This window comes from Zoogloea sp., from assembly GCF_041911615.1.
In the GTDB taxonomy this organism is placed as follows: Bacteria; Pseudomonadota; Gammaproteobacteria; order Burkholderiales; family Rhodocyclaceae; genus Zoogloea.
In genome coordinates, this window is the sequence record NZ_JAYROR010000015.1 from 89,877 (window position 1) to 102,659 (window position 12,783).

The following is a 12,783-nucleotide window of genomic DNA, read 5'->3' on the forward strand; positions in this document are numbered from 1 at the left end:
GATGGTGGAGGTAGTCACGGGTGGTATTTTAAGCCGAGGTCGCCGATTGTAGCGGCAACTTTTGGGTCATGCTCACGTACCTTTTCCAATCCGTCATTCCATGTCTTCCGCACTTGTCTGGTTTCGTCGCGACCTGCGCGACTTTGATCATGCGGCGCTGTTCCAGGCGCTGAAAAACCACCGCCGCGTGTTCTGCGGCTTTGTCTTCGACACCGAAATCCTCGATGGGTTGCCGGCTCGCGTGGATCGGCGCGTCGAGTTCATCCACGCCAGCGTGCTCGAGCTCGATGCGGCGCTGCGGGCGCGGGGCGGCGGGCTGATCGTCCGCCACGGCGCGGCCCGTGAAGTGGTTCCGGCCCTGGCGGCGGCGCTGGGCGTCGAGCGGGTGCTGACCAACCGCGACTACGAGCCCGCCGCCATCGCCCGCGACGAGGCGGTGGCCGAGCGCTTGCGGGTGCTCGGGATCGGCTTCGAGCGCTTCAAGGATCAGGTGATCTTCGAGAAAAACGAGGTGCTGACCAAGAGCGCCACCCCGTTTTCGGTGTTCACGCCCTACAAGCGGGCCTGGCTGGCGACGCTGAACGCCTTTTACCTCAAGCCCTACCCGGTCGAGCAATACGCCGCGAACCTGGCCCCGCCGCCGCCCGGCGAGGTGTTGCCGACGCTGGCCGACATCGGTTTCGTCCCCACGAACCTAGCCGAGGTCGGCATCGTGCCGGGCATGGCGGCGGGGCGGCGGCTGTTCGACGACTTCCAGAAGCGCATCGGACGCTACAAGACCGCGCGGGATTTTCCGGCTCGCAAGGGCGTCTCCTATCTGTCGGTGCATCTGCGCTTCGGGACCGTGTCGATCCGCGAGCTGGCGCGGGTGGCGCTGGCGACGGGCGGCGAGGGCGCCGAGACCTGGTTGTCCGAGCTCGTCTGGCGGGATTTCTACTTCCAGATCCTGTGGCACAACCCGCACGTGGTGGGCGCGAGTTTCCGGCCCGAATACGACCGGGTGCAATGGGACGACGCGCCGGCGCTGTTCGACGCGTGGCGTGAGGGCCGCACCGGCTACCCGATCGTCGATGCGGCGATGCGCCAGATCGCCCACTGCGGTTACATGCACAACCGGCTGCGGATGATCGTCGCGTCCTTCCTGACCAAGGATCTGGGCGTCGACTGGCGCTTGGGCGAGCGGTATTTCGCCGAACAGCTCAACGATTTCGACCTGGCCGCCAACAACGGCGGCTGGCAGTGGGCGGCATCCACCGGTTGCGATGCCCAGCCGTACTTCCGCATCTTCAACCCGGTCACCCAGTCCGAGAAGTTCGACCCGGACGGCAGCTTCATCCGCCGCTATCTGCCGGAGCTGGCCAGGGTGCCGGACAAGTACATCCATGCGCCGTGGACCCTGCCGCCCATCGATCAGAAGCTGGCCGGCTGCGAGATCGGCAAGGACTACCCGGCGCCGGTCGTGGACCACGCCCAGGCGCGGGAGCGCACCCTCGCGCGCTTCGCGGTGGTGAAGGGCGCCGACTAGCGGCGGGCGCTGGCGAGCAGGACGGTGCTCTCGACCACGTAGCCGTCGCCGTCGCGGTGCTCGGCGAGGTCGGCGGCCACTTCGGCGCGCAGGCGGGCCTGGGTGGCGTCGGGCAGTCGGGCGAGGGATTCGGCGGCGCCGCCGGCCAGGTCGAGAAAGGCCTGCCAGTAGTCGTCGGCGCTGTCGAAGCGGCACGCGAAGGTGTGCGGTACGACGCGCACGTCGGCGAAGCCGGCGGCGCCGAGCAGCTCGGCCAGCGCTTCGCCTTCGCCCAGGCGGAACACCGAAGGCCGCGCCACTTTGGGCGCGGGCAGGAGGCGGGCGATGCACGCCTGGGCGCGGGCGATCAGCGGCACCGCTTCCCGCGGGCCCCAGACCGACAGCGCAATGCGTCCGCCGGGGCGAACGACCCGGTGCAGCTCGGCCAGGGCGCGGGCGGGGTCGGGGAAGATGAACAGGCCGAGCCCGACCAGCGCCACGTCGACGCTGGCGTTGGCAAACGCCAGGTGCTCGGCGTCGCAGGCGGCGGCGAGCAGATCCGGCAGGCCTTCGGATTCGGCGCGACGCAGGCCTTCGGCGAGCATGTTCTCGGCGATGTCGCTGGCCAGCACCCAGCCGTCGGGCAGTACCCGGCGGGCCGCGTCGCGGGCCAGCAGGCCGGGGCCGGCGGCGAGGTCGAGCACCTTTTCGCCCGGCGCGAGGCGGGCGGCGTCGAGGAGGGCAGCCTGCAGGCTGGCGCGCAGGGGGGCGCCGTCGGCGTAGCGGGCGGCGATGCGGTTGAAGCCGCTGCGTTCGAGGGCCTTGAAGCGGCGGGCGTCGAAGTCGGAAGTCATTTCAGCAGTCCGGCAAATTGCAGAATTGGGTCAAGGTACTTGTCCCATTGGGTGAAGCTGTGGTCGCCGCCGTCGAGCACGGTCTGGCGGGCGCCGGCATAGCGGGCGACGGCATGGCGGTAGTCGAGCACTTCGTCGCCGGTTTCCACCATCAGCCAGTAGCGTTCCGGGCGGGTGATCGTCGGTGTCTCGATGGCGCGCAGCTGGGCGATGTGCTCGTCGGTGAAATCGAAGGGTTCGCCGGTGTACATGTGGGTCTGGGTGCCAAGGTAGGCGGACAGCGACAGGGGCGCGATCACCGCCGGATTGACCAGCACCGCCGGAATGCCGTGCTTTTCGGCGAGCCAGGTGGCGTAGTAGCCGCCCAGCGAGCTGCCGACCACCGTGGGGGGCGTGTCGGCGCGGGCGATGGCCGCGTCGGCCAGGGCGATGGCGTCGCGGGCCGAGACCGGTAGCTGCTCGCACCAGAAGCGCTCGCCGAGACCGAGCGCGTCCATGCGCGCCTTGAGGCTGCGGGATTTCCAGCTTTGCGGGCCGGAGCGAAAACCGTGCAGGTAGATGATCATTTGTGTTCGAAGCGGTCGTCGGGCCGCAGGCAGGTGGCGAGATCGGTGTCGAGCCAGACCCGGGCAGCGGCGTCGCCGGCCAGGTGGGCGAGCCAGTAGGCGGTGCTGGCGGCGAGCAGCTGCGGACGGAAGGCGGCGGGTTCGCGGCGGATGCGGAACACCACGCCTTCGGCGTCGCTGGCTTCGCCGGCGAAGTCGAGGTGGTTGCCGCCGGCGAATACGAGCAGGTACTTGACGCCGTCGGCCGGCATGTGGCGGTAGGGGAGCTCGCGGTTGGCAGCGGTGATGTCGGACAGGCCCATGCCGTCGTCGCGGCTGCCGGTGAGGCTGAAGAAGGGCAGGTGAATCTGCCCGAAGCGATGGTCGAGGCCGGGGCCGCTGTCGGCCTGACGCGCCGACGGGCTGAGGGCCAGCACAGCGCCGACACGGGCGTCGAGGGGCTGTGGCGGCTGGGTCGGGCGGCGTTCGCCGGCCAGGAGCTGGACGGTGACGGCGCCGAAGGAGTGGCCGGCGAGGCCGATCGCGGTGGCGCCGTGGATGGCGTCGGGCAGAGCGGGATGGCGACCGATGCAGCGCAGGACGAAGTGGAGGTCATCCACCCGCCGGGTGAGCTCCTGGGGGTTCATCGCGGCTTTGAAGGCGCTGCGCAGGGCCAGGGGCGAGTTGTTGCGCAGCAGCGTGCTGTCGGAGCCGGGATGCTGGATCGCCAGAGCGGCGAAACCGTGGCTGGCCCAGTGGCACAGCCACGCCGCGCCGCCTTCGCGGCTGCCGCCGAGACCGTGAGAGAAGAGGATCAGCCCCCGCGGCGCGGGGGTGTCGGGCAGGTAGAGCTTAACCGGCAGGCTGCGCGCGCGCCGGGTGTCGTGGAGGTCGGCGAGACGGGTATCGACCCGCTCCGGTCCGGCCGTGGCAAAGGTGCTCAGTGGGCCGTCCATTCGACGATGCCGAAGTGCCAGGTGACCAGCACGACGATGCCGAAGGCAATGCGATACCAGGCGAAGGGCACGAAGTCGTGGCTCGAGATGTAGCGCAACAGCCAGCGCACGCACAGGAAGGCGGATACGAAGGCCGAGATGAAGCCCACCACCCACATGCCGAGATCGTCGGCGCTGAGAAGTGCGCGTTCTTTGTAGACCTGGTAGACCGTGGCGACGCCGAGGGTCGGGATCGCGAGGAAGAACGAGAACTCGGTGGCGGCCTTGCGGGACAGGCCGAAGAGCATCCCGCCGATGATGGTGGAGCCCGAGCGGGAGGTGCCGGGGATCAGCGCGAAGGCCTGGGCGATGCCCATCTTGACGGCGTCGAGGGGACGCATTTCGTCCACGGTGTGGATGCGTACCCGGTGGTTCTTGCGTTCGGCCCACAGGATGACGAAGGCGCCGACGATGAAGGCGGTGGCCACCGGCAGGGGAGCGAACAGATTGGCCTTGATGGCCTTGCCGAAGGCGAGACCGAGCACTGCCAGGGGCAGGAAGGCGATGAACAGGTTGAGCACCAGCCGGTTGGCCTCGCGCTCGCGACCGAGGCCGGCGAAGGTGCGGGCGAGGCGTTCGCGGTATTCCCACACCACGGCGAGGATGGCGCCGGACTGGATGACGATCTCGAAGAGCTTGCCCCGGTCGTCGTTGAAGTTCAGCAGATCGCCGGCGAGGATCAGGTGGCCGGTGCTGGAGATCGGCAGGAATTCGGTCAGGCCTTCGACCACGCCGAGAATCAGCGCCTTGAGGAGCAGGATGATGTCCATGAACGATTAAGGATTCGGTTCAAAAAGAGCGGCCATTATAGCCTTCGTATATTTGCCGGCCCGTTTAAGCCTGTGTGAATCCGTCACGAACAAGTGTTCAAGACCGTCGTCGTCATGCCGATAAACTGAAAATAACAAGTCCAGATGATGATCCCCGATTCCGATGCTCAAGAAAATTCCGGTCGCCCGGCTCAAACCGGGCATGTTTATTCATGAATTGTGCGGCGACTGGATGTCGCACCCGTTCTGGCGCGCGAAATTCAAACTGAGTGGCGACGGCGATCTGCGCCGCATCGTCGAGGCGGGTATCCAGTTCGTCTACATCGACACCGACCGCGGCCTCGACGACCAGGATGCGATACCGGCCGAGGCGGTGCAGGCGGCCGTCGAGGACGAAATCGCCGCCGCGCTGGCCGTGCCGGACGACAGTCAGCTGCGGGTGTCGGTCCAGGAGGAAATGGCCCGCGCCCGCAAGGTTCACGAGCAGGCCCACAAGGTGGTGCGTTCGATGATGAGCGACGTGCGCCTGGGCAAGGCGATCTCTCTGGAGGACGCAGACCCGGTGGTCGAGGCGATCACCGGTTCGGTGCTGCGCAACGGTGGCGCACTGCTGGGGCTGATCGGCATCAAGAACAAGGACGACTACACCTTCCTGCATTCCGTGAGCGTCTGTACGCTGATGATCGCCTTCGGCCGTTCCCTCGGGCTGGAGGGCGACGCCCTGCGCCAGGGCGGCATCGGCGGGCTGCTCCACGATATCGGCAAGATGAAGGTGCCCGACGAGGTCCTCAACAAGCCCGGCCGTCTGACCGACGCGGAATTCGAGCTGATCAAGCGCCATCCGGGCGACGGCCATGCGGTGCTGCTGGAGACGCCGGGCATCGGCCCGGTGCCGCTGGACATCACCCGCCATCATCACGAGCGCCTCGACGGCAGCGGCTACCCCGACAAGCTGAAGGCCGACGACATCTCGACCATGGCGCGGATGGCGGCGATCGTGGACGTCTACGACGCCATCACCGCAGACCGCTGCTACCACAAGGGCATGCCAGCCGCGGAAGCGCTGCGCAAGATGTGGGAATGGAGCAGTGCCCACTTCGACCAGAAGTTGTTGCAGGCCTTCATGCGCTGCGTCGGCATCTATCCGGTGGGCAGCCTGGTTCGGCTGGAGTCGGGGCGCCTGGGCGTGGTGATCGAGCAGAACGAGTCGAACCTGCTCATGCCGCGCCTGCGGGTGTTCTTCAGCACCCGGTCGAACGGCTACATCAAGCCCGAGATCGTCGACCTGAGCCGTCGGCTCGGTGCGGGCGGCGGCGATCGCATCGTCTCCGCCGAGGCGCCCGACAAGTGGGGCGTGGACCCGGTGCGCTTCCTGCTGGCGGCCTGAACTCAGCCGTGGCGCAGGCGGGCGTCGAGGCTATCGACCACGGCGCTCCAGTCGGCATCCTCGGCGATCTCTGCCTTCAGGAAGGCCGCCTGGGCGGGCGTCCAGAACGGCGCGTCGGCCAGCTTCAGCGCTGGCGGCAGCGGCGCATGGGTGGCGATGAAGGCGTCGATGGCGGCTTTGTCGCTGGGCAGGCCGAGTTGGGCAAAAAGCTGGCTGAAACCATGCACGTGGGCTTCCATCATCGATCTCCTGGGTGAAAAAAACGGTTGGGGATGCCCTTTGGTGCCGGGCAGGCGCCAATAAGTTTCATCCGCGGCGCGTTGTCTTCGGCGCGCGTATGGGCGGCTGGTGGCGGCTTTGTCGTATTCTCTGCAGCCCTGCTCGAGCGGAAGTCTTCTGCCATGTTCATTTTCGATCCGCTGCCGAGGTGCCGATGAGCATCGCGGCGCTGGTGTCCCAGTATGGCTACCTGGCGGTGGCCCTCGGCTGCATCCTCGAAGGCGAGACGGTATTGCTGATGGCGGGTTTCGCTGCTCATCGGGGCCTGCTGGATCTGCCCACGGTGCTGGTGGTGGCGTGGCTGTCGAGCTTTGCGGGCGATCAGTTCTGGTTTGTCGCCGGACGTCGGCACGGGGCGGCGCTGGTGGCCCGGTTTGCCGGGGTGCAGCGGGTGTTGCCGCAGGTTCAGCGGCTGATCCGCACGCATCAGGACGCGTTGGTGCTGGGCGTGCGCTTTATGGTCGGCGTGCGCGTCGCGGGGCCGATCCTGATGGGCTGGAGCGGCGTGCCGGCATCCCGATTCCTGGTGCTCAACCTGCTTGGTGCCGTGCTGTGGACGGCGGTGGTGGGCGGCGGCGGCTACTTTTTCGGCCAGTTGCTCGAACGCGTGCTGCCCGATCTGAAACGGGTCGAGGAGGGGGTGATCGTCGTCGTGGTGCTCGGCGGGCTGGTCGTTCATGGCCTGCGCCTGTGGCGGCGGCGCCGTGGCTGAGACGAGGATATATCCTGTATATTAGGGTTTTCTGATTTTTGGAGACTCGATCATGACCCGTCACGCCGTTTTTGTTGCCGCCCCGCTGGTGCTGGCCCTGTTCGCCGGCGCCGCCCAGGCGCAGGATCTGGACGCCCTGAAGGCCGACACCCGTAAGAACGCGTTGCCCGTGCTGCCCAAGGTGGTCGCCATGATGCAGGAGACCGTCGCCGAAAAGGGCGCCGCCGATGCGATTCCGGTGTGCAAGGAAAAGGCGCCCCAACTGCTCAAGGAGCAGGCCGCCAAGACCGGCTGGGACATGCGTCGGGTGAGCCTGCGCACCCGCAATCCCGAGCGCGGCACGCCGGACGTGTGGGAGGCGCGCCAGCTGGCCGACTTCAACATCCGCGCGGCCAACGGCGAAAAGGTCGAAACCCTCGAAACCGGCGAGGTCGTCACCGAGAACGGCAAGCAGGTGTATCGCTACATCCGCGCGATTCCCGTGGGCGACGTGTGCCTGAAGTGCCACGGCCCGGTCGAGCAGATCGACGCCGGACTCAAGAGCCAGCTGGCCAGGAGCTACCCGCAGGACAGCGCTTTCGGCTACGCCAAGGGCCAGATTCGCGGTGCGCTGACGGTCAAGCGTCCGCTCTGACCCGTGCGCCGTACGCTGCCGATTCTTGTGGAATAATCGGCGCGACCCGTTCCACCTCAACCAGCAAGGGAGTTGCCAGATGAAAATCAAGAAACTGGTCGTTGCCGCCGTCGCCTTCGGCATTGCCGCCGGCGCCAGCGCGCAGATGAAACCGGAAGATCAGATCAAGACCCGCAAGGCCGGCTACAGCTTCATGGCCTGGAACATGGGCAAGATCAAGGCCCAGACCATCGACAACCCGGGCAGTTTCAACAAGGATCAGGTGCTGGCCGCCGCCAACGTCATCGCTGCCACCGCCAACTCGGGCATGGGCGCGCTGTTCGGACCGGGCACCGACAAGGACGTGGGCAGCCAGAAGACCCGCGTCAAGCCGGAGCTGTTCCAGCCCCAGCATCAGGATGAACTGAAGAAGGTGGCCGCCGCCTTCAACAAGGAAGCCAACGAGCTGCAGAAGGTGGCCGCCACGGGCGATGCCGCGGCGATCAAGGCCCAGTTCGGCAAGACCGGCGAATCCTGCAAGGCCTGCCACGACAAGTTCCGCAAGGACGAATGAGCGAGGCCGTGGTTCGGTAGTCCCGACGATAAAGGCAGCCTTCGGGCTGCCTTTATCGTTTCACCACGCCGGTGCGGCGGCCGGGGCGGGCGCAGAGGGGGGCGCTTGCCAGCGCCCGCTGGCGACCCACGCGGTGCCCACGCCCACCGCCAGCGCCAGCGCAAGGGCGATCCATCCGCCACCACGGGGCTCGACCGCAGCCGTGGTGGCGGCGATCCGCTTGCGGCCGGTGATCATCGGCCCGACGAGTTGCTCGCGCTTTACCCGGGTGTAGAACGCAATCGCCGCCAGATGCAGCCCGACGAGCAGCAGCACGAGCCAGAAGCCCTTGCGGTGCAGACCGGTGAGCCAGTCGCTGGTGTCCTTCGAGACCAGCCCGTAAAGCGGGCCCTGGAAGGCGATGTCGTCATTGCCGAACAGGCCGCCCGCGGTCTGCAAGCCGATCACGCCGAGCAGGCCGAGCACCGACAGCGCACCCAGCGGGTTGTGACCGAGCCCGTGCCAGTGGCCGCGCAGGTAGGCGCCGATGGCTGCGGGGCCGCGCACGAAGCTGACGAATCGGGAGTGGGTCGAACCGATCAGTCCCCAGGCGAGCCGGAAGCCGATCAGGCCGGCGATGAGCACGCCGACTCGGCCGTGCCAGTCCATCAGGTTGCCCCCCAGCAGGCCGGTGGCGACGGCCGCGACGATGGCGGCGACGAGCAGCCAGTGGAACAGGCGCAGGGGCAGATCCCAGACGCGGACGGTTTTCATGGCGGGTTTTCCTTTCGGTCGAGGAGCGGATTCTGCCATGGGGGCGCGAAACGCGACCACGGCAGGGCATGCTTCCGTATCATTCGCGCCATCCGAATCCGATATCGAGGTGACACGTGAAGATCCTGGCCAGTTTCCTGCTCATCGCCTGCGTGGCGGGCAACGCGAATGCCTGCGGGCGCTACCACGACGACTGGGCGGGTTCCGACAAGGCCGCCCACTTCGGGGTTTCCTTCGCCCTCGGCGTCGGGGCATCCCGGCTGTCGGACGACACGACCACCGCCTTCGGGCTGGCGCTGCTGCCCGGCCTGGCCAAGGAGCTCTACGATGCTGGACAGGACTGCAATCGCTTCTCCTGGAAGGACATGAGCTGGAATGCCGCCGGCGCCTATCTCGGTGTGCGGACGGGCAACTGGGTGCTCGGGCCGACCGGCGTGAGCTACGTGCGGGCCTTCTGAGCCGATGCGCATCCTGCTTGTCGAAGACGACCGCCTGCTGGGCGACGGGATTCAGGCCGGGCTCGGCGGCGCCGGGTTCGCGGTCGATTGGGTGCGCGACGGCGAGGCGGCGCTGGCGGCCGTGGCGGCGGAGAGCTTCGCCGCCATCGTGCTGGATCTGGGGCTGCCGCGGCGCGACGGCTTGTCGGTGCTGTCGGCCCTGCGCGGGGCGGGCAACCCGGTGCCGGTGCTGGTGCTCACGGCGCGCGATCAGGTGGCGGACAAAGTGCGGTGTCTCGATCTGGGCGCCGACGACTACGTGGTCAAACCCTTCGATCTCGATGAACTGGCGGCCCGCTTGCGCGCCTTGATACGCCGCGCGGCCGGTCGGGCCGAGGCCTGTCTGCGTCACGGCGAGCTGATGCTCGACCCCGCCGGGCGCAGCGTCACCTTGAATGGCGTGCCGGTGGTGCTCACCGGGCGCGAGTTCGATCTGCTGCGGATGCTCCTCGACGCCGCCGGCCGGGTGCTGACCCGCCGGGTGCTCGAGGAGCAGCTCTACGCGTGGGGCGAGGCCGTCGGCAGCAACGCCCTCGAAGTGCATATTCATCATCTGCGACGCAAGCTCGGCAGCGAACTGATCCGCACCGTGCGCGGCGTCGGTTACATGGTGGACGAGGTGCCGCGGTGAATGTCCCGCGCGCCGTCTATTCGCTGCGGCGGCGCCTCGTGGCGCTGCTGATCGGCGTGGTGGCGCTGTTGTGGGGGCTGTCGGCGCTGGTCGCCTTCCGCACCGCCCACGCCGAGGCGGACGAGCTGTTCGATGCCCAGCTGGTACAGGTGGCCGAGACGCTGCTGGCCATCGTGGCCGCCAGCGGCAACCCCCAGGTGGCCACCGAGATGGCGGAGCACCAGCATGCCTACCAGCTGCCGGTGGCCTTCCAGGCCTGGCAGCGCCACGCCGACGGGCGCTGGGTGCTGTTGATGCGCTCGGCCGAGATGCCGGACGCGCCGGCAGTGGCGGCGCCGGGCTTCGACGAGCACGACCTGGACGGCGAGCTGTGGCGTTTCTTCAGCATCGATCACAGCCACAGCGGCTACCGCGTCATCGTCGGGCAGAATCACGGCGCCCGTTACCGGCTGGCCGGCACCATCGCGCTGCACCTGCTGCTGCCCATCGTGGTTGGTCTGCCGCTGATGGCGCTGGGAATCTGGGCGGTGGTCGGGCGGGCGCTGCGGCCGGTCAATGCCACCGCCACGGCGGTGGGCGGGCTGGACCCAAGGCGGCTGGCACCCGTGCGGGTGCCCGGGCCGCTGCCCGCCGAGATCGCGCCTTTGGTGGCGTCGCTCGACGCTTTGGTGGAGCGGGTGACCGAGGTGCTGGACAACGAACGCCGCTTCACCGCCGACGCGGCCCATGAACTGCGTACACCGCTCGCAGCCCTCAAGATTCAGGCGCAAGTGGCCCGCCGCGCCGGCGACGAAGGGGTGCGCCGGCACGCGCTGGATCAGGTGCTGTCGGGCGTGGACCGCATGAGCCATCTCGTCGAGCAGCTGCTGACGCTGGCTCGCCTCGATCCCGAGGCGGGACCGGCGGCCCATGCGAGCTTCGATCTGACCGAGCTGGCCGAAGGGGTGTGCTCGGCCCTGACGCCCCAGGCCCTGCGTCGCGGCCAGCGGCTTGCCCTGGAGGCGCCGGCGCCTTTCGTGCTGGCGGGCAACCGCTGGTGGCTGGAGGTACTGCTGCGCAACCTGGTGGACAATGCGCTGCGCTATGCCCACGAAGGCGGGCAGGTGACGATCGTGCTCGATGCGGACGCCCGCGTGCTGCGGGTGGTGGACGACGGCCCCGGGATCGCGCCCGCGGAGCGCGCCCAGATGCAGACGCGCTTCGCACGCGGCCCCGACGTGGATGCGGAGGGGTGCGGGCTGGGACTGTCGATCGTCGGCCGGATCGCCGAGATCATCGGTGCCCGCCTGACGTTCGCGGATGGTCTGCGCCGCACGGACGGTGGCGTCGGGCTGGCGGTGGTGCTCGAGTTTCCGCCACAGGCCGCAGGTTGAAGAGGCGGGCCCGGGCGCGTTGGCCGGCGCCGGCATGAAAAACGGGATGCCGTGGCATCCCGCTGAGACGTCCGGGGGCGGGCGACGCTCAGGTGCTCATGCCGCCGGAGATGTAGCCGGAGAGCTGGTCGATGGTGGCCTGCTGCTGCTCCATGACCGACTTCACCGCGTCGCCGATGCTGATGATGCCCACCACCTTGCCGTGATCGACCACCGGAAGATGGCGGACGTGGTTGTTGGTGATGATGCACATGCAGTCGTCGATGGTATGGCTGGGCGAAACGGTGAGGACGTTGGGCGTCATCAGGTCGCCGACCTTGGTGTCCTTGGACGCCAGACCCTTGAGGACGACCTTGCGGGCGTAATCGCGCTCGGTGAAGATGCCGGCGAGGCGTTCGCCTTCCATGACCAGCACCGCGCTCACGTTGCGCTCGGCCATGAGCTGGAGGGCCTGCAGCACGGTGGTGTCCGGCGTGACGGCGTAGCTCGCGTTGCCCTTTTGCTGAAGAATCTGTTGAACCGTGGCAGCCATTGTCTTTGTCCCTCCTTGTTTTTGGTGTGCAGGCGCAGATGCGCCTGATCGGAGTGCATAGATTGAATGCACGATGGCAATTGTGCAAGGGGCTGCGCGCCTTTTCGCTGGGGCGCGGGCTGGCGTCGAATGCCGCGCTCGTCGGTGCCGTGATCGAGTTCGCGTCGTCGGCGATTCCGGTGGCAGCCTGCCGTGCCGACGTGAAGTAATCGGCGACGTCGGGTCGGGCGGGCCTCTAAGCTTGGGTCGTAATCACTCAACGAATGGGGTTCGACATGAACACGATGCTGATTACAGGCCTCGGGCTGGCGCCGCTTGCGGTGGCCTTCTGGCAAATGCGGCGACGCGGCGCCGGAGCGTCGGCTCAGATTTCTCCCGAATGGATCGCCTCGATCGGGCGCATCGCCAACGCTCAGGCGCTCGGTCATCACCGGGAAGTGCGCCGTGGCGTGCTGCAGGCGATGCTGGGCCTCGAGCAGCAGGGGAGCGCATCGCGCATGGCGCAGCACGTGCGGGTTCGTCTGGCGGCGCTGCTGGCGAAGGATCCGGTGTATCCGGAAGTCTTGCGGGCGATCCGGGCGGCCTGTGCGGCCGAGCCGGCGATCACGGAGCTGGCGCTGTGCGTGCGCCTGCGTCAGTTTCTGGTCGAGGACATCCGCCAGTGTGAAGAGCTGGCTGAACATCTTGGGCAGATCCGCAGACGCAACACCGACGGCGACGCCTTGCTGATCGCGCGCTTCTCGGCGGCCGCCTGAGCGGGGCGG

Annotated in this window: 17 protein-coding genes; 10 read left to right on the forward strand and 7 right to left on the reverse strand. The window is 67.9% G+C overall.

Translation table 11 applies throughout. The features are described 5' to 3' along the window. Nucleotides 1–100: 100 nt before the first annotated feature. Nucleotides 101–1,525 (forward strand): deoxyribodipyrimidine photo-lyase, encoded by a 1,425-nt coding sequence (locus ACE3P2_RS02210; RefSeq protein WP_374260451.1) that lies wholly within the window; start codon nt 101–103, stop codon nt 1,523–1,525. Here ACE3P2_RS02210 and ACE3P2_RS02215 read toward each other — a convergent pair. From ACE3P2_RS02215 to ACE3P2_RS02230, 4 genes are read right to left on the reverse strand one after another with little or no spacing between them, the layout of a single operon-like run. Continuing rightward, the gene (locus tag ACE3P2_RS02215) at nt 1,522–2,358 is read right to left on the reverse strand and encodes a class I SAM-dependent methyltransferase (RefSeq protein ID WP_374260453.1); all 837 of its coding nucleotides are present in this window, start codon (nt 2,356–2,358) and stop codon (nt 1,522–1,524) included. The genes ACE3P2_RS02210 and ACE3P2_RS02215 overlap by 4 nt on opposite strands. Further along, nucleotides 2,355–2,924 carry a YqiA/YcfP family alpha/beta fold hydrolase gene (locus ACE3P2_RS02220; protein WP_374260456.1) on the reverse strand — a complete coding sequence of 190 codons (570 nt, stop codon included), beginning with the start codon at nt 2,922–2,924 and terminating at the stop codon, nt 2,355–2,357. The genes ACE3P2_RS02215 and ACE3P2_RS02220 overlap by 4 nt, the downstream gene beginning before the upstream one ends. Beyond that, entirely contained in the window at nt 2,921–3,859 is a 939-nt protein-coding gene (locus tag ACE3P2_RS02225; RefSeq protein WP_374260458.1) for an alpha/beta hydrolase family protein, read from the reverse strand. Before ACE3P2_RS02225 ends, ACE3P2_RS02220 begins: the two co-directional genes overlap by 4 nt. Beyond that, entirely contained in the window at nt 3,844–4,668 is an 825-nt protein-coding gene (locus tag ACE3P2_RS02230) for an undecaprenyl-diphosphate phosphatase (protein WP_374260460.1), read from the reverse strand. Before ACE3P2_RS02230 ends, ACE3P2_RS02225 begins: the two co-directional genes overlap by 16 nt. Before the next feature lie 163 nt (nt 4,669–4,831). On the opposite strand from ACE3P2_RS02230, the gene ACE3P2_RS02235 reads away from it, so the two are divergent. Further along, entirely contained in the window at nt 4,832–6,055 is a 1,224-nt protein-coding gene (locus ACE3P2_RS02235) for an HD-GYP domain-containing protein (protein WP_374260463.1), read from the forward strand. A gap of 2 nt (nt 6,056–6,057) precedes the next feature. On the opposite strand, the gene ACE3P2_RS02240 is transcribed toward ACE3P2_RS02235, so the two are convergent. Continuing rightward, nucleotides 6,058–6,297, reverse strand: a complete 240-nt coding sequence (locus tag ACE3P2_RS02240; protein WP_374260466.1) for a DUF2789 domain-containing protein — start codon at nt 6,295–6,297, stop codon at nt 6,058–6,060. A gap of 191 nt (nt 6,298–6,488) precedes the next feature. On the opposite strand from ACE3P2_RS02240, the gene ACE3P2_RS02245 reads away from it, so the two are divergent. The 3 genes from ACE3P2_RS02245 to ACE3P2_RS02255 all read left to right on the forward strand — a co-directional run bounded on the left by ACE3P2_RS02245 (nt 6,489) and on the right by ACE3P2_RS02255 (nt 8,233). Then, on the forward strand, nt 6,489–7,046 hold the full coding sequence (locus tag ACE3P2_RS02245; RefSeq protein ID WP_374260469.1) for a DedA family protein: 558 nt from the start codon (nt 6,489–6,491) through the stop codon (nt 7,044–7,046). A 52-nt stretch (nt 7,047–7,098) separates the two neighbouring features. Continuing rightward, nucleotides 7,099–7,680: a DUF3365 domain-containing protein gene (locus ACE3P2_RS02250; RefSeq protein WP_374260472.1), complete on the forward strand. Its 582-nt coding sequence runs from the start codon at nt 7,099–7,101 to the stop codon at nt 7,678–7,680. A gap of 79 nt (nt 7,681–7,759) precedes the next feature. After that, nucleotides 7,760–8,233, forward strand: coding sequence for a cytochrome c (locus ACE3P2_RS02255; RefSeq protein ID WP_374260474.1), 474 nt, complete (start codon nt 7,760–7,762; stop codon nt 8,231–8,233). Nucleotides 8,234–8,293: 60 nt separating this feature from the next. On the opposite strand, the gene ACE3P2_RS02260 is transcribed toward ACE3P2_RS02255, so the two are convergent. Then, nucleotides 8,294–8,986: a cytochrome b/b6 domain-containing protein gene (locus tag ACE3P2_RS02260; protein ID WP_374260477.1), complete on the reverse strand. Its 693-nt coding sequence runs from the start codon at nt 8,984–8,986 to the stop codon at nt 8,294–8,296. A gap of 116 nt (nt 8,987–9,102) precedes the next feature. On the opposite strand from ACE3P2_RS02260, the gene ACE3P2_RS02265 reads away from it, so the two are divergent. Genes ACE3P2_RS02265 through ACE3P2_RS02275 form a run of 3 tightly spaced genes read left to right on the forward strand, consistent with a single transcriptional unit; the run spans nt 9,103 to nt 11,487 of the window. Beyond that, complete coding sequence (locus ACE3P2_RS02265) at nt 9,103–9,444, forward strand: hypothetical protein (RefSeq protein ID WP_374260479.1); 342 nt, start codon at nt 9,103–9,105, stop codon at nt 9,442–9,444. Nucleotides 9,445–9,448: 4 nt separating this feature from the next. Continuing rightward, a complete protein-coding gene (locus ACE3P2_RS02270; RefSeq protein WP_374260482.1) occupies nt 9,449–10,114 on the forward strand; it encodes a response regulator in 666 nt (221 codons plus the stop codon). Continuing rightward, on the forward strand, nt 10,111–11,487 hold the full coding sequence (locus ACE3P2_RS02275; RefSeq protein WP_374260485.1) for an ATP-binding protein: 1,377 nt from the start codon (nt 10,111–10,113) through the stop codon (nt 11,485–11,487). Before ACE3P2_RS02270 ends, ACE3P2_RS02275 begins: the two co-directional genes overlap by 4 nt. Before the next feature lie 88 nt (nt 11,488–11,575). Here the strand turns inward: ACE3P2_RS02275 and ACE3P2_RS02280 are convergent, their stop codons facing one another. Further along, nucleotides 11,576–12,019: a CBS domain-containing protein gene (locus tag ACE3P2_RS02280; protein WP_374260486.1), complete on the reverse strand. Its 444-nt coding sequence runs from the start codon at nt 12,017–12,019 to the stop codon at nt 11,576–11,578. Between the two features lie 38 nt (nt 12,020–12,057). On the opposite strand from ACE3P2_RS02280, the gene ACE3P2_RS02285 reads away from it, so the two are divergent. After that, a complete protein-coding gene (locus ACE3P2_RS02285) occupies nt 12,058–12,228 on the forward strand; it encodes a hypothetical protein (RefSeq protein WP_374260489.1) in 171 nt (56 codons plus the stop codon). Between the two features lie 66 nt (nt 12,229–12,294). Further along, the gene (locus tag ACE3P2_RS02290) at nt 12,295–12,774 is read left to right on the forward strand and encodes a hypothetical protein (protein WP_374260491.1); all 480 of its coding nucleotides are present in this window, start codon (nt 12,295–12,297) and stop codon (nt 12,772–12,774) included. Nucleotides 12,775–12,783 lie beyond the last annotated feature (9 nt).

Bases quoted from the DNA above. Each gene is read 5' to 3' on its own strand.
- ACE3P2_RS02210 (WP_374260451.1), top strand. From the start codon at position 101: ATGTCTTCCGCACTTGTCTGGTTTCGTCGCGACCTGCGCGACTTTGAT.
- ACE3P2_RS02215 (WP_374260453.1), bottom strand. From the start codon at position 2,358: ATGACTTCCGACTTCGACGCCCGCCGCTTCAAGGCCCTCGAACGCAGC.
- ACE3P2_RS02220 (WP_374260456.1), bottom strand. From the start codon at position 2,924: ATGATCATCTACCTGCACGGTTTTCGCTCCGGCCCGCAAAGCTGGAAA.
- ACE3P2_RS02225 (WP_374260458.1), bottom strand. From the start codon at position 3,859: ATGGACGGCCCACTGAGCACCTTTGCCACGGCCGGACCGGAGCGGGTC.
- ACE3P2_RS02230 (WP_374260460.1), bottom strand. From the start codon at position 4,668: ATGGACATCATCCTGCTCCTCAAGGCGCTGATTCTCGGCGTGGTCGAA.
- ACE3P2_RS02235 (WP_374260463.1), top strand. From the start codon at position 4,832: ATGCTCAAGAAAATTCCGGTCGCCCGGCTCAAACCGGGCATGTTTATT.
- ACE3P2_RS02240 (WP_374260466.1), bottom strand. From the start codon at position 6,297: ATGATGGAAGCCCACGTGCATGGTTTCAGCCAGCTTTTTGCCCAACTC.
- ACE3P2_RS02245 (WP_374260469.1), top strand. From the start codon at position 6,489: ATGAGCATCGCGGCGCTGGTGTCCCAGTATGGCTACCTGGCGGTGGCC.
- ACE3P2_RS02250 (WP_374260472.1), top strand. From the start codon at position 7,099: ATGACCCGTCACGCCGTTTTTGTTGCCGCCCCGCTGGTGCTGGCCCTG.
- ACE3P2_RS02255 (WP_374260474.1), top strand. From the start codon at position 7,760: ATGAAAATCAAGAAACTGGTCGTTGCCGCCGTCGCCTTCGGCATTGCC.
- ACE3P2_RS02260 (WP_374260477.1), bottom strand. From the start codon at position 8,986: ATGAAAACCGTCCGCGTCTGGGATCTGCCCCTGCGCCTGTTCCACTGG.
- ACE3P2_RS02270 (WP_374260482.1), top strand. From the start codon at position 9,449: ATGCGCATCCTGCTTGTCGAAGACGACCGCCTGCTGGGCGACGGGATT.
- ACE3P2_RS02280 (WP_374260486.1), bottom strand. From the start codon at position 12,019: ATGGCTGCCACGGTTCAACAGATTCTTCAGCAAAAGGGCAACGCGAGC.
- ACE3P2_RS02285 (WP_374260489.1), top strand. From the start codon at position 12,058: ATGCGCCTGATCGGAGTGCATAGATTGAATGCACGATGGCAATTGTGC.
- ACE3P2_RS02290 (WP_374260491.1), top strand. From the start codon at position 12,295: ATGAACACGATGCTGATTACAGGCCTCGGGCTGGCGCCGCTTGCGGTG.